Annotated in this window: 9 protein-coding genes; 4 read left to right on the forward strand and 5 right to left on the reverse strand. The window is 63.5% G+C overall.

The features are described from left to right. Window positions 1-5: 5 nt before the first annotated feature. The 3 genes from E8E75_RS00870 to recQ form a co-directional block, all read right to left on the reverse strand. The gene (locus tag E8E75_RS00870) at window positions 6-1,022 is read right to left on the reverse strand and encodes a DUF2804 domain-containing protein (protein ID WP_153917101.1); all 1,017 of its coding nucleotides are present in this window, start codon (window positions 1,020-1,022) and stop codon (window positions 6-8) included. Window positions 1,023-1,109: 87 nt separating this feature from the next. Then, window positions 1,110-2,282, reverse strand: coding sequence for a GGDEF domain-containing protein (locus E8E75_RS00875; protein ID WP_280357735.1), 1,173 nt, complete (start codon window positions 2,280-2,282; stop codon window positions 1,110-1,112). Window positions 2,283-2,413: 131 nt separating this feature from the next. Next, complete coding sequence (gene recQ / locus E8E75_RS00880; protein WP_120651879.1) at window positions 2,414-4,537, reverse strand: DNA helicase RecQ; 2,124 nt, start codon at window positions 4,535-4,537, stop codon at window positions 2,414-2,416. Window positions 4,538-4,674: 137 nt separating this feature from the next. Between recQ and E8E75_RS00885 the strand changes: the two genes are divergently transcribed. The 4 genes from E8E75_RS00885 to lapD all read left to right on the forward strand — a co-directional run bounded on the left by E8E75_RS00885 (window position 4,675) and on the right by lapD (window position 8,385). Next, complete coding sequence (locus E8E75_RS00885; protein WP_120651880.1) at window positions 4,675-5,262, forward strand: YecA family protein; 588 nt, start codon at window positions 4,675-4,677, stop codon at window positions 5,260-5,262. Between the two features lie 10 nt (window positions 5,263-5,272). Next, window positions 5,273-5,674: a YbaN family protein gene (locus tag E8E75_RS00890; protein WP_120651881.1), complete on the forward strand. Its 402-nt coding sequence runs from the start codon at window positions 5,273-5,275 to the stop codon at window positions 5,672-5,674. Between the two features lie 65 nt (window positions 5,675-5,739). Next, window positions 5,740-6,435 carry a cysteine protease LapG gene (gene lapG, locus E8E75_RS00895; protein ID WP_256660985.1) on the forward strand — a complete coding sequence of 232 codons (696 nt, stop codon included), beginning with the start codon at window positions 5,740-5,742 and terminating at the stop codon, window positions 6,433-6,435. A 3-nt stretch (window positions 6,436-6,438) separates the two neighbouring features. Beyond that, entirely contained in the window at window positions 6,439-8,385 is a 1,947-nt protein-coding gene (lapD, locus tag E8E75_RS00900; RefSeq protein ID WP_153917103.1) for a cyclic di-GMP receptor LapD, read from the forward strand. A gap of 93 nt (window positions 8,386-8,478) precedes the next feature. On the opposite strand, the gene E8E75_RS00905 is transcribed toward lapD, so the two are convergent. Together E8E75_RS00905 and E8E75_RS00910 are read right to left on the reverse strand one after the other, a co-directional pair. Continuing rightward, window positions 8,479-8,817, reverse strand: a complete 339-nt coding sequence (locus E8E75_RS00905; RefSeq protein WP_120651883.1) for a tryptophan synthase subunit beta — start codon at window positions 8,815-8,817, stop codon at window positions 8,479-8,481. Between the two features lie 60 nt (window positions 8,818-8,877). Further along, a partial coding sequence (locus E8E75_RS00910; protein WP_280357737.1) for a DUF5801 repeats-in-toxin domain-containing protein occupies window positions 8,878-14,571 on the reverse strand: 5,694 nt, incomplete at its 5' end.

Raw genomic sequence — 14,571 nt, forward strand, 5'->3', positions numbered from 1 at the left:
CGCCCCTACCACTTCACATACTGGTCCTCGACGAATCCCCACATTCTTTCGATCTGGACTGGCGCGCGCCCCGCCGGGCGCAGGGTGCCGCTGAAGCGACCGAAGACCTGCTTGAAATTGCTTGCAATGAAACCCAGATTCAAGCGCTCCTCGTGCAGCCCCTCGCCCTCGAAAGTCAGCTCGACCTGACCATCGTGAGAGGTCATGCTCCAGGTCCCTAGCGGCCGCTCGCGATCGAAGCTGAAGCGCACCGTATCGACCTTGAGCATTTCCCCGTCCAACCAGAAGCAATTCTCGGTGAAGCTGGTCTCGTTCACCCCACAGGAGAGGTTCAGACCGACCCGCACCCCATCGGCCAGCCCGGACAGGCAGGCCCAGTTCCAATTGGTTTCCGGGCGCATGTAGCCCGCCGACCAGTCGTGATGGGCAAAGGCGCCGATCTGCGCAAGATCGAAGTTGCCCAGGGTGCTGCTCACCTGACCCTGGCAGGCGACACCCGCCACCTTCTGCGCATAGACCCAACCATTCGCAGCCGTCGGCGTGCAGATGCACATGGGCTGGAAGCCAGGCTCCCGCTCACTGAACCAGGCGTCGATGCGGGTGCCGTCGTCGAGCTCCACCAGCAGGCGCTTCTGTGCCGAATCCCCGCGGTTCTCCAGGCGCAGCAAGTTGCGTCCCTGGCGCAGTTCGCACACGCCGTCATCCGGCGTTTGGGAAAAGGTGGTCCCGAACCCCAGCGGCAACTTGAACTGCCGCTCGATCATGCGTCCGCTGGCCGGGTGGAAGAGATAGACGAAACCAACGCCCACCAGGCTCAGATTGGCCAGGGCACACCCGCCGATCAGCTCGTCGCTGAGCAACCCGAAGTACTGGAACTGGTGGAAGCGCCGCCATTTCGCCAGAGCTCCCAGGCGACGCCCCATGGGCGAGCGGAAGTCGAAATCGCGGTAGTTGATGAGGTCCGGTGCAGCGGAAAAGATGCCGTAGTGCGGTTGGCCGTCGGCCTGGATCAGCTTGTCCATGCGGATCGCTCGAAGCGAGAGGAGCGGCGATGCTAGCACCGGCCGCCGCGCCGGACAGTCACGACGCGCGCCATCGGAAGCGACTATCTATGCCACGACCCGATTACGGCCGAATGCCTTGCCCTCGTACAGTGCCCGATCGGCATACTCATACAGCTCGTAGAGCTTGCCTAATGGCATACCCGGCAGCGGATGAATGCAGGCCACGCCAATGGACATGGTCAGCACCGGCGCGGTAGGAGAGGCTTCATGCCGGATGGACTGACCCTCCAGGGCCGCACGCAGCTTTTCGGCGCAGCGACGCGCGTCCTGTTCGTCGATGTCGTAGAGCAGCACGGCGAATTCCTCTCCCCCCAGGCGCACCGCCATATCGAGCGGACGACGCGCGGTTTCTTCAAGTACGCGCGCCACCTGTTGCAGCACCTGGTCGCCAGCCTGGTGGCCGTAGCGATCGTTGTAGGCCTTGAAGTGATCGACGTCGCAGAGCAGCAGCGCCAACCCGTGCTGCTCCCGCTGGGCCTGCCGCCACAACCGTTCGAGCTGGCGATTGAAGCTACGGCGGTTGTACAGGCCGGTGAGGCTGTCGTGGTCGGCCAACACCCGCATCAGGCGGCTGATGAGAAAATGCTCGCGAGATTTGAACTCCAGCAGGTAGCAACCGACGGCGCCGGCCAGATTGCCGAACAGCAGGAACAGCAGATTGTTCACCAGTCTTGGCCAGGGCAACCCGGCCCAGAGCTCCAGCCCGACATAGGCCAGCAGTATCACCAGGGAAACCCCCAGCGCCTCCACGAGACGTAGCCCCACGAGGAAATAGGCCGCCATGCAAACCAGCAGCAAGCCCTCATAAGGAAAGGACGGATCGCTGCGATGGGCGATGGCCACCACCGCCGCCGCACCTATGCCAAGGGAGCCGATGCAGACCAGGCTGAGTGGCGCCAGCAGGTGGCGCTGGCGACGCTGGAGCATCAGCACGCCGCAGACCAGAAGCAATCCCAGCACACCCAGGCGAACCGCCAGCATCCACCAGCGTTCCTCGCTGCTGATCAGGTAGAAATCGAGCACGGCGAACGCCAGCCAGATCAACAGTCCGACGCTGAGGGCAATGCGTTTGAGATCGAAATTCTCTTCGAGGAAATAGTCGCGATACTCGCGCTCCAATGAGCGCGTGAAGCGCAGATGCCGAAACCCCAGCTCGAGCTGATCGGCATAGGGATTGGGGCGAACGTCATTTAGCCAGGCAGTATTGCTGTAGGACACAACTACCTCTTCTGTCGGAGGCCTCTGACGCACATTAGCCGGTCGTGCACTGCGTCACAAGTTCGTCGTTTTGCACCGCCAGTTTTTCGGCGCACCGTGACCGGCCCCACGGTTCGCCTTGCCCGCTCGACTCAGTTCTCGAATTCCGCCTGCAAGGCTGCCCGCACGCAATGCAGCACGCCGTCGGGCACGCGACCGGCGAACACCTGTGCCACTTCCGCGACTGGCGGCAGCTCGCCCTCGCCGTCGAGGAAGGCGTCCTGGATCTCACCCAGCAGGTCCTCCGGCAGGTCCAGCGCCTGCTCCAGGCTCAATTGCTGGTTGCCGATGGTCTCTGCCAGCAGGCTGTAGACATTCTTTTCGCTGCAATTGAGTTGGCGGGCGATCTGCGCCGGGGTCATGCCCGCACGCGCCAGGCTCACCAGCTCATGCCGCAGGTCGGTGACAGCCCGCGGGGCTTCGGCGACACCGTTCAGCACTTCGAGGAAAGCCTCCCCGTAGCGCTCCAGCTTACGCGCGCCAACGCCGCTGACCTGTGCCATGTCGGACAGGCTGCGCGGCTTGCTGCGGAGCATTTCCAGCAGGGTCGCATCAGGGAAGATGACGTAGGGCGGCACACTGTGCTCTTCCGCCAGCTTGCGACGCAGCGCACGCAGGGCTTCCCACTGCTCGCGCTCTTCGCCACGCACCAGTTGGCTGGCGGCACTGGCAGCCGGCTTGGGAGCTTTGGTCGACAGGTCGCGGCGCAGTTCCAGTTGTACTTCACCGCGCAGCAGCGGGCGGCATGCCTCGGTCAGACGCAAGCCACCGAAGCCCTCCAGATCCACATCCGCCAAACCACGGGCGACCAACTGACGGTAAAGGGTGCGCCATTCGCCTTCGGAGAGGTTCTTGCCCATGCCGAACACGGACAGATGCTGATGGCCGGAGGAGCGCACTTTCTCGTTGTCACGCCCCAGCAACAGGTCCACCAGGTGGCCGACGCCATAGCGCTGGCCGCTGCGGTGAATGGCCGACAGGGCCATGCGTGCCGGCTCGGTAGCATCCCAGGTCTGTACGCCGTCCGTGCAGATGTCGCAGTGGCCGCAGGGCTGTGGCAGCACTTCATCGAAGTAGGTCAGCAGCGCCTGGCGGCGGCAGCGGGTTTCCTCGCACAGGGACAGCATGGCATCCAGCTTGTGCTGCTCGATGCGCTTGTGACGTTCGTCGCCCTCGGAGTTGCTCAGCATCTGCTTGAGCAACAGCACGTCCTGCAGGCCATAAGCCATCCAGGCGTCAGCCGGCAGGCCATCGCGACCGGCGCGGCCGGTTTCCTGGTAATAGGCCTCCAGGGACTTGGGCAGGTCCAGGTGGGCGACGAAACGCACGTTGGGTTTGTCGATGCCCATGCCGAAGGCGATGGTAGCGACCATGATCAGCCCTTCCTCATTGAGGAAGCGTTTCTGATGATAAGCCCGCAGGTCGTTGGACAGCCCCGCGTGATAAGGAAGCGCAGGGAAGCCCTGCTCGGAGAGGAAGGAGGCCACCTCCTCCACCTTCTTGCGCGACATGCAGTAGACGATGCCGGCATCGCCGCGACGTTCGGCGAGGAATCCCAGCAACTGCTTGCGCGGCTGATCCTTGGCGACGATGCGATAGAAGATGTTCGGCCGGTCGAAGCTGGAGAGAAAACGCTCGGCGTTCTGCAGGTGCAGCCGCTGGACCATCTCCTCACGGGTACGCATGTCGGCCGTCGCGGTCAGCGCCATGCGCGGGACATTGGGGAAGAGTTCGGCCAACTGGCCCAGTTGCAGGTATTCCGGACGGAAGTCATGCCCCCACTGGGACACGCAGTGAGCTTCGTCGATGGCGAACAGGCCGATCTGCAGGCGCTGCAGGAACGCCAGCATGCGCGGCTGCACCAGGCGCTCGGGGGCGAGATAGAGCAGCTTGATCTCGCCGCGGCGAATACGCTCGGCAATATCCCGCTGGGCCTCGGCCGACAACATGGAGTTCAGCGCCACGGCCGGCACGCCCAGTTCGTCGAGGGTGGCGACCTGGTCCTCCATCAGCGCGATGAGCGGCGACACCACCACCGTCAGGCCTTCGCGCAGCAGTGCCGGCACCTGGAAGCAGAGCGACTTGCCACCGCCGGTCGGCATCAGCACCAGGGCATCGCCACCCGAGGCCACACGTTCGATGATCGCGGCCTGGTTGCCGCGGAATGCGTCGTAGCCGAATACGTCTTTGAGTATGCGCAGTGCCTGGTCGAGCATGGGGGTCTCCGGAACAAGCCGCGCATTATACGTCAGCCACGCCGGCAAGATGGCCACGCCCATCGCCCACGCCTTTTGCCGCCAACCTCGCACTAGACTAGAATCCAGCGTCGTTTATTCCTCAAGGTAGTCCCACGATGTCCTTCGCTGAGCAACTGTCCCGCCTGCAAGCTTTTCTCGACGCCGATGACCTGCACGAGGAGGCTCTGGACTATGTGGCCACCCATGGCTACCTGACCGCCCTGTGTATCTGCCCGGACCAGGTGCCCGAGCGCGAGTGGATCGACGCCCTGTTCGCCGAGCCGCCGCACTACCGCAGCGACGCCGAGCGCGAAGAGATCGAATCCACCCTGCTGGCCCTCAAGGCCCACATCGCCCGTCAACTGGCCAGCGATGAAGACCCCGAGATGCCCTGCGACCTGGACCTGGGCGAGGACCCGGACGACTCCGACCTGCGCGGCTGGTGCATCGGCTTCATGGAAGGTGTGTTCCTGCGCGAGGAAACCTGGTTCGAAAGCGCCGAGGAAGAAGTCAGCGAACTGCTGCTGCCGATCATGGTGGGTTCCGGCCTGTTCGACGAGCAGCCCGAATTTGCCGACATCGCCAAGGATCGCGACCTGGTGGACGAGATGATCGAGCAGATTCCTGAACTGCTGACCGCCCTGTTCCTGCTCTGCAACGCCCCGGAAGAAAAGCCTGCCCTGCTCAAGCCCCGCCACCACTAAGGCCGCGCGGATGGCGCATAGCGATATCCAGCAGCAGCGCCACCCGGCGCTGCGCATGATCCTCCTGATCATCGGCTGGCTCAGCGTCGTCCTGGGCGTGATCGGCATCTTCCTGCCCGTACTGCCCACTACGCCTTTCCTGCTGCTCGCCGCTGCCTGCTTTGTACGCAGCTCGCGGCGGTTTTACCTCTGGCTCGTGGAACACCCGAAGCTCGGCCCCTGGATACGCGACTACCTGGAAGGCCAGGGCATACCCCTCAAGGGCAAGGTCTATGCCCTGCTTCTGATGTGGGTCAGCATCACCCTCTCCTGCCTCCTCGTGCCCCTGCCCTGGGCGCGCGGCTTCATGCTCACCAGCGCAGTGCTGGTGAGCATCTACATCCTTCGCCAGAAAACCCTGCGCAGCCACTGACACCAGCCCCGGCAAATCATCGATTCCCGCCTAGACTCTGAGCATCCTGGGCGGAGAGACGGCTGATGCGGCAACGGTGGGCGGCAATCGGACTGCGGCACCCCTCGTGGCTGGCATGGCAAGGCAGCTGCCTGCTCGTTGGCCTGCTGCTCTGCCTGGCCAGCGTGCTGGCCAACTGGGACTTCGAGCTGATCCTGCAGAACGCCACCAAACGCTATGGCGACCTGGGCCCGGCGAAAGCCCGCATCGTCGCCTGGAGCGAGCTGATCCAGGCCAGCGTCGACTTGCCCGAGGCCGAGAAGCTCACGGCCACGAACCGCTTCTTCAACCGCCAGCTCCGCTTCAGCGACGACATCCGCACCTGGCGCGAGAACGACTACTGGGCCACCCCTGTCGAGGCGCTGGTCAAGGGTGCCGGCGACTGTGAGGACTACTCCATCGCCAAGTACTTCACCCTGCGCCGCCTCGGCATACCCGCCGAAAAGTTACGCATCACCTACGTCAAGGCATTGCGCCAGAACCAGGCGCACATGGTGCTGACCTATTACAAGACCCCCACCGCCGATCCCCTGGTACTGGACAACCTGATCGGCGAGATACGTCCAGCGTCCCAGCGCACCGACCTGCTGCCGGTGTACGCCTTCAACGCCGAAGGCCTCTACACCGGAGCCAAGCGTGCCGGCGACACCAAGAAACTGTCGCGCTGGCAGGACCTGCTGAAAAAAATGAGAGCCGAAGGCTTCGCCATAGGAGAGGGTTAGCCCATGTCGTTACTCAAGCAACTGTTCCTGGCCATCTGCCTGCTGCTGGCACTGGCCTTCGCCGGCAGTTTCCTCGCGGGAGTCGAAAGCTCCCGCGAACAGCTGCTCAGCCAGTTGCGCTCCCATGCCCAGGACGCTGCCACCGCGCTCGGCCTGTCGATGACGCCCCATGTAGACGATCCGGCGATGATCGAGCTGATGGTCAGTTCGATTTTCGATAGCGGCTACTTCGCCAGCATTCGCGTGGTGCGTATTCCCGATGGAGGTGTGATCGCCGAGCGCCGTACCACCACCAGCAGCGATCAGGTACCCAACTGGTTCGCCCATCTGGTCAACCTGCGACCGCAGGGTGGCGACGCGCTGATCATGCGTGGCTGGCAGCAGGCGGCGCGGGTCGAAGTGCTGAGCCACCCGCAATTCGCCCTGGCCAAACTCTGGGACAGCGCCATTGGCAGCCTGGCCTGGCTGCTGCTCTGCGGCCTGGTCAGCGCATTGGCCGGTGGCTGGCTGCTGCGCACCCAGTTGCGGCCGCTGGACAACATGGTGCAGCAGGCCGAAGCCATCAGCCGTCGCGAATTCCTCGCCCTGCCCAAGGTGCCCCGTACGCCGGAACTGCGCCGCGTAGTGCTGGCGATGAACCAGATGGTGGACAAGCTGCGCAACCTTTTCGCCGAAGAAGCCGCGCGCAGTGAACGCCTTCGCGAAGAAGCCTATCAGGACAGCCTCACGGGCCTGGCCAACCGTCGGCAGTTCGATATCCGCCTGGCCAACCAACTGGTCCCCAATGACCAGAACGCCGCTGGCTACCTGCTATTGCTGCGGGTCAACGACCTTGGTGGGCTCAACCAGCGCCTCGGTGGCCAGCGTACTGACGCGCTTATCCGCGATGTCGGGGAAATCCTCGAGAACCTGGTGCAACAGCGAGGCAATCCGGAATGGCTGGCCTCGCGCAGCCGGGGCGGCGAATTCGCCCTGCTCTCTCCCGGCGTCACCGGCGAAGACACCGAGCAACTGGCCGCAACACTCGCCGCCCAGCTGGAAAACCTGCATGCGATCGGCGCCAGTGACCGCAGCCCGGTCGCCCTGCTCGGCATCGCCGCCTACCGGCCGGGAGAAGACATCCAGCGCGTCATGGGCCGCGCCGACCAGGCCCTGGCCCAGGCAGCGCAGAGCACGGAACGCCCCTGGGTGCGCCTGGACGATTTCGACGTCGCGCCGGGACAGAGCCTTCACGACTGGCGGGCGTGGATCGACGAGGCGCTGAACAAGGGCAAGCTGCGCCTCTACTTCCAACCCGTGAGCCTGTGCGCCAATACCGCTGAAAGCCTGCACCACAAAGTGCTGGCGCGACTGCTCGACCCTCAGGGTGAAGCGGTGCCCGCAGGTCGTTTCCTGCCCTGGATCGAACGCCTCGGCTGGGCCGCGCGCTTCGACCTGGCGATGCTGGAGCATTGCCTGGCACACCTTCAGCAAACGCAATCGCCCATCGCCCTGAGCCTGTCCGCTGTCAGCCTGCAGCCGGGAGAACACCGCGAACGCCTGCTCGCCTTGCTCAAGGCCCACCCACAACAGGCGACACTGCTCACCCTGGAGCTGGACGAACGCCACCTGCCACCGGCCAACGAACTCGGCCAGGTCTGCCAGGCGATCCGTGAAACCGGCTACAGCGTCGGTCTGCAGCATTTCGGCGGACGCTTCAGCCTGATCGGCAACCTCGCCCACCTGGGCCTGGCTTACCTGAAGATCGACGGCACCTACATCCGCGCCATCGATCAGGAAAGCGACAAGCGCCTGTTCATCGAAGCCCTGTTCCGCGCCACCAACAGCATCGACCTGCCGCTGATAGCGGAGATGGTGGAAACGCAGGGCGAACTGGATGTGCTGCGGGAACTGGGAATCCAGGGCGCCATGGGCCGCCTGATCGGCGCACCGGCTCCATGGCATGAGTGAGTGGGTGTTTCTGTAGGAGCGAGCTTGCTCGCGAAAGATCGCGCTCGGACTGTTCGCGAGCAAGCTCGCTCCTACAAATTCGGCGGCGACCGCTCAATACGGCAATAGCGAATCGTCCGGCACCAGCGCCCCCAGATCCACCACCTGCGAACGGGCGTATGCACGTTGCTGGAGTTTGCGACGCGCGGCTTCGGGCAAGTCGATATAACTCATCACCCCGCGGGTCACCAGCACCTGCACAAGGTCCTCGACCACCCGTACCAGTTCCAGGTCGGAGTGCTGCAAGGACAGCAGATGGTCGTGCAGGCTGCGGCTGGCGAACCAGCTCTGCACTTCCGGATCGTTCGCCGGCATGCTCTGGGTCATGTTGTCGAAGGGTTCGTGCTCCACCCGCAGCACCCGGCCCTTCTCATCACGCTGTACGAAAACCATAGGTCCCTCCCCTGTTCCACTCCAGATTCAGGCCCGCCCCGAGACGGGCCCCGATTACATTCAGGCGTCCACCTTCAGCGAGCCATCATCGAGCATGTGCGAGATCACCGACGCAGCATCCGGCGCCCCATAGGCCGCCATCAGGTTCACGCCTTGCAACACGACGGTCTGGCCGGTGCCGCCTGCGGCTGCGGCAGTGTTGCTGTCCACCGTGATGGTGGTGTTGGCACCGAAGGCCATGGTCAGGTAGTCGTCCAGGCTACCCACATTGCTGTGTTCACCGGTCAGCAGCTGCGACAGGTCCAGCTTGTCCACCCCCGGCGTGAAATCGTTGATGGTGGTGATGCCGGTTTCGCCAGGCAGCCACTTGAAGGTGTCCGCCCCGGCGCCACCACTCAGTTGGTCATTGCCGCCGTTCCCCGCAAGCACGTTGTTGCCGCTGTTCCCGGCTAGCACGTCATCGAAGCGCGAGCCGAGCAGGTTCTCGACATCGATCAGCGTATCCAGGCCACCGCCGCCGGTGTTCTGCTGGCCGGTCAGAGCCAGGTTCACCGCTACACTGGAGGCCGCATTGAAGTACGACGCGGTGTCGGTACCCAAGCCGCCATCGAGGATGTCATTGCCGGCACCTCCAACCAGCACGTCGTTCCCTGCCAGCCCAGTCAGATGGTCATTACCACTCGTACCCTGGATCACATCGTCGCTGGCCGTACCGACGAAGGTTGTACTGGCCTCGAGGTCCACCTGCAGTGCCTGGGTTGGCGAAGTGTCACCGTCGGCATCGCGAACGCCCACCTGGAAGTTCAGGCTGGTATCCAGCGTATTGGCTTCCGCCGTGATGAAGCCCACGTCGGACACCTTGAGCACATCGTTGTCAGTTGCCGACGAGGTGAACGTCACCCGGTCGCTCACATCCGACGCACCACCCGCGCCGATGGTGGAGTTGAAGTTGATGGCGGCCGACGAGCTGATGCCTTCGACACTGGTGAGGATTTGCGCGCCGTAGATCTGCCAGTTTTCGCCCGGAGCATTGAAGTCGCTCTTCTCGATGACGATGGCACCGTCATTGTTGTCCAGCACGATGCCATAGGCCGCCAGCGCCACACTGTTGGCCGTCATGATGTCAGCACTGCTCACCACCAGCGCGCGGGTAGTTTTCGCACCACCGGCACCGACCAGTTTGAGCACCACGACCAGGTCTTCTCCGTTCACCCCATCGAACTTGAGGAACATACCTTCGGCCCGGGCGCTGGGTTCCACACCCAGGTTCCCTTTTGGGTTGCTGGTGTAGAAGTTGAGGTCCAGGACTTCACCCTTGCCCAGCGTGTCCCCGGCCACGCCGTTGTCCGAATTGCTCACGCTGACCCAGGAAGCGGCCTGGCTGAAGAGCTCACCATCGGTGAAGGTCGAGGTGGTGGATGTCCCGGCAAGCAGATTGTTGCTGCCGGTACCGCCGCCAGGTTCGGCATAGCTGGTGTACTGCACGAAGAAGTCGTTATCCAGCTCCACCACCGCGACCGCCGGCTGCGTCGAATCCGGAACCGTGCTGTTGACCTCATAGCCCGTAATGCTCAATGAGGTGCTGGTCTTGAAGATGGTGAACCCCTGGATCGGTTCATCCATCGCGACACTGTAGGTGCCGTTGACCTTGTCGAAAGTCAGCGTGCCATTGGCCTGTTCCAGCGTTCCCGGACTGGCCGGGTTCGGAGCGTAGTTGAAGGTAATGTCGAAGGATGCACTGGTGGCCGACTCGGACACCCAAGTCACTGCGCTGGACGAAATCGCCACGCCCCCAACTGTGCCGCTCAGACTGATGGCTGTGAAGTCCGAGTCAGATGCCGAGAAGGGCCCACTGCCACGGGTGTCTCCACCAGTGCTGTAGACGAACACACCCGAAGCACCGGCTACGCTGTCGCCGTTGGAGAACACCAGATTCGAGGTCTGCAGGATGGCGGGGATGTCGTCCTCCACCTGAATCAGCAGGTCGCCGGCCAACGGCAGGTTGCCGCTGCCGTTGCTGGCCTGCAGCGCCCCCGTCAGGTTGAGAGTCAGTATCTGGTCATCGCCACCTGCGCCGCTGGGATGATCGAGCGCACCCAACAGGGAGAAGGTGTAAACACCATTGCTGGCCACCTGCAACGTGAACACGGTATCGGCACCCGCCTTGGCAACCAAGGTGTCATCCACGCGTGAGTAAGTGATCGCAACACCATCGGACGTCAGCACGGGCATTGCTTGCGGGGTCGCGGCCACGCTGAACTGCGCACCAACCGGAGTGCCGACCAGCAGTTCGCCGAGGTTTCCGGTGACCACCGTGGCCTGGGCGTCACCGTCGGTGATGCCACTGGGCAGCTCATCCTCGTCTACTCGACCGATTACCGGCGAAGCGTCTTCGATCCGCACCGTCAGCGAGGCGCTCGACGGGTCGCCGTCCTTGTCGATGATGTTGTAGGTGAAGCTCTCACTGGTGTCGGCGGCCACGTTCTTCGGTGCGACGTAGGTCCACGCACCCGTGGTGAAATCGAAACTCAGCTTGCCGCCACCGGGTGTGGTGATTGCATTCAGCAGACTGCCGGAAAGCGTACCTCCCGTACTCAGGCTGATCGTACTGGCCCCATTCCAGGTGTAGGTGGTGGCGCCGATCTGGATGGACTGGATACGGCCCGCGCCATCAGCACCGAAGGCATCGTCATCACCGCCACCCACTGCGTTGTCGCTACCCAGCAGGACGTTGCCGGACACCACCCCGCCGACGATCTGGCTGGCCAGGGTTTCGACCAGGTCCTCGAAGGCGCTCACCATGATGGGAGCGCCGGAGCCATCGACGTCCACATCCTGCAGTCGCGGGGTATTGATACCGTTGCCCACACCGATGGTCGTGACGTTGATGCCGTTGTTATCGACGAAGCTGTTCCACTGGGTCGCCACCGCCGAGGTCAGGGATGTGTCGCCCGGACCGGTCTGCTCGTTCGGATTGCCATCACTGATGAAGAAGACCTGGTTGCTCCAGCTCGACAAGGGCGTATAGACCGCCATGGTCTGCTGGATGGCCGCAGTGAAGTCGGTGTTGCCGGAGAACGGACGTGCACCGCCTTCCGCCGGATTCAGGCTGTTCACCAGATTAGTGAAGGCAGTGACATCAGTCACCACCGGGTAGGACGCGGCGGTACCGGAGAACGCCACCAGCTGGATGCGCACATCGCCATCGGTGGTGCCGAACAGCGCCTGCCCGGCATTGCGCACCGCATTCAGCATGGTGTTCAGCTCGGTGTTGTCGATGCTGCCGCTGAAGTCCAGCACGAATACCACGTTGAAGTCCTGGCCACTGCCCTCGGCCACATCGGCGCTGTCGCTCTTACCCTGCGGCGTATCGTCGTCGACCTTGATGTCCAGGGTGCCGTTGGTGGAGTCACCATCCTTGTCGGTGACCTTGTAGGTCAGGGTGAACAGTTGGTCGTTCTCCTCGCCAGCCGGTGCATGCTGTATCGGCGCGAGCTGGGTCACACCATAAGCACCAGTGGAGCTGTTCAGGGTCACCTCGATGACCGTGGTGGTGCCCTGCTTTATCAGCAACGTGGTGCCGGACTTCACATAGGTGAAGCCGTCGGGAGCCCCCATGGTCAGCCACTGAACATCGCCGGCACCATCGGCACCGAAGTCGAACCCGACGCTGCCTGTGGTATTCGCCGAATCCGGGTCGTCGCCGGAGCCATCTGCGATGCCGCCAGGAAGGGCGTCGTCGTCCAGTTGGACCACGACGTTGCTGGACACGGCTGGTGCGTCGTCGCGGAAACTGATGGCGCTGCCAAGATCGAGGGTCGCGCTGTCCTTGTCGCCGTCCCCATCGGTGATGGTGGCGGTCAGGGTAATCAGGTCGGCACTGGACAGGCCAGCCACCTGGTCAGGGCCGCTGTCCGGCGAATGAACGATTGCGCGCTGCTGGTCCAGGGTTACCGTGCCGTCGGCGGCAACGCTCAGGCGGAAGGCGACCTGTCCTCCGCCGCTGACCACGCCGACGATGTCCGAGCCAACCTTGGACAGCAGGATGCTGTTGCCCGTCGCGGTGTCCCGCAGGCCGCTGTCCACGCCAGGCAACTTAACGTCCAGGCTATAGGTGGTGGCGTTGCTGGCGGCCGCACCGTCAGCGCCGAATACCGCCGTGAAGGCCCCGGCGAAGCTGGTGCTGGCATTGAGGTTCAGGACGGTCTCGTCCACCTGCACGCCCAGCGCACCCAGCCCTTCCACGCTGATATCAGGTACATCGTCGACAATGCTGACAGTCAGGATGCCAGTGCCGGTGTTGCCGTTGGCGTCGGTCACCTGGAAGGTGAAGGTCTCGGTGAACTGCAGGTTGTTGCCGTTATCGCCCGGATTGACCTTGGGCGCGGAGAGCAGGCTATAGGTGTACGAGCCGTTGCTGTCGAGCACCAACTGGCCGTACTGCCCGGTGCCCGCCCCGACACCCAGGCTAAAACTGTAGGGCCCGTTGCCGCCACTGCCCACCAGAGTGCCACTGGCAAATTCGTCATTGCTCGACGGCGTGCTGCCAAAGCTCAGAGCGGCTTCACGCACATCCTGATCCGAGGCGGCCTGAACACTACCGACCACTGTGTAGTTGGACACATTGATGGTCAGAGTCGTGGTGCTGAGATCGCCATCGGCATCGACGATGGTGTAGGTGAAGGTATCCACTGCGCCAGCCTGGCCCACCGAGTTGGCATGGCTGGTGTAGGTGTAACTGCCGTCAGCATGCAGCACCAGGGTACCCAGGCCAGTATCGATGGGCACGCCGACACTGCCGGAGGCCGCGGTCGTCGTATCGCCACCGGTACGCACCCCCACTACGCCCGTGGTCGGCGACGGACGCCCATCGGCACCGAACACATCGGCCACCGATCCCAGACCGGCACCACTGACGACGTTGCCATTGACGCTGCCGCCCTCGCTGACCGATGCACTGTCAGCCTTAGCCTTGGACAGATCGTCGACGATCTCGATAGTCGCGGTGGCGGAGGCGCTGGCCAGACCATCGTTCACGCTGACCTGGAAGCCATCCGTCTCCGGACCAGCTGCATCGGTGGTGGCTTCGGTCAGGGTGTAGCTGAAGCTGTAAGTGCCGTTGCTGTAACTGGTGATCTGCACCGTGCCGTGGTCGGTACTGAAGCTCTGACCGACCAGGCTGCTGAAGCTGCTGGTGGTGAGGTCCACGGTCAGGCTGCCGACACTGAGAGTCTTCAGGTTGGCCAGGCCATCGGAGTCGGCGACGGTGAAGCTGCCGGTGGTGATGTTGCTGCCATCCCCGGCGCTGGAACCATCCGGCAGACCTTTCTCATAGACCTTGGCCAGGTCGCCGCCAGCACTGGGCGTGCTGACATCGACCGTCGGGATGTCGTTGCTGCCAGTAATGGTGATGGTCAGCGTCGAGCTGCTCGGGTCTTGGTCGGCGTCCCGCATGGAGTAGGCGTACTGCAGGGTCACCTGCTCGCCCTGGTCGAGACCCTCCACCGCGGCCGAGCCGTTGGCCAGCGCGAAGCTGTAGCTGCCATCGGCATGCAGGGTGACCACGCCATAGGGGGTGTTCACCAGCAGGCTGCCGTTATCCCCAGGTGTGGCACCTACCACGCCGTTCCAGCTGGTGAAGGTCTTCGGCTGGTCGGCACCGCCGACGTCGTTGTCCAGCACATTACCGCTGACACTCGCGGGGCTGCCGTTTTCGGTCAGGCCACGGCTGTCCGGGGTGGCGTTGGGTACGTC

The sequence above is a fragment of the Pseudomonas sp. BN606 genome, assembly GCF_029873115.1.
GTDB lineage: Bacteria > Pseudomonadota > Gammaproteobacteria > Pseudomonadales > Pseudomonadaceae > Metapseudomonas.

Coding starts and splice junctions, on each gene's coding strand:
- E8E75_RS00870 (WP_153917101.1), bottom strand. CDS start 1,022: ATGGACAAGCTGATCCAGGCCGACGGCCAACCGCACTACGGCATCTTT.
- recQ (WP_120651879.1), bottom strand. CDS start 4,537: ATGCTCGACCAGGCACTGCGCATACTCAAAGACGTATTCGGCTACGAC.
- E8E75_RS00885 (WP_120651880.1), top strand. CDS start 4,675: ATGTCCTTCGCTGAGCAACTGTCCCGCCTGCAAGCTTTTCTCGACGCC.
- E8E75_RS00890 (WP_120651881.1), top strand. CDS start 5,273: ATGGCGCATAGCGATATCCAGCAGCAGCGCCACCCGGCGCTGCGCATG.
- lapG (WP_256660985.1), top strand. CDS start 5,740: ATGCGGCAACGGTGGGCGGCAATCGGACTGCGGCACCCCTCGTGGCTG.
- lapD (WP_153917103.1), top strand. CDS start 6,439: ATGTCGTTACTCAAGCAACTGTTCCTGGCCATCTGCCTGCTGCTGGCA.
- E8E75_RS00905 (WP_120651883.1), bottom strand. CDS start 8,817: ATGGTTTTCGTACAGCGTGATGAGAAGGGCCGGGTGCTGCGGGTGGAG.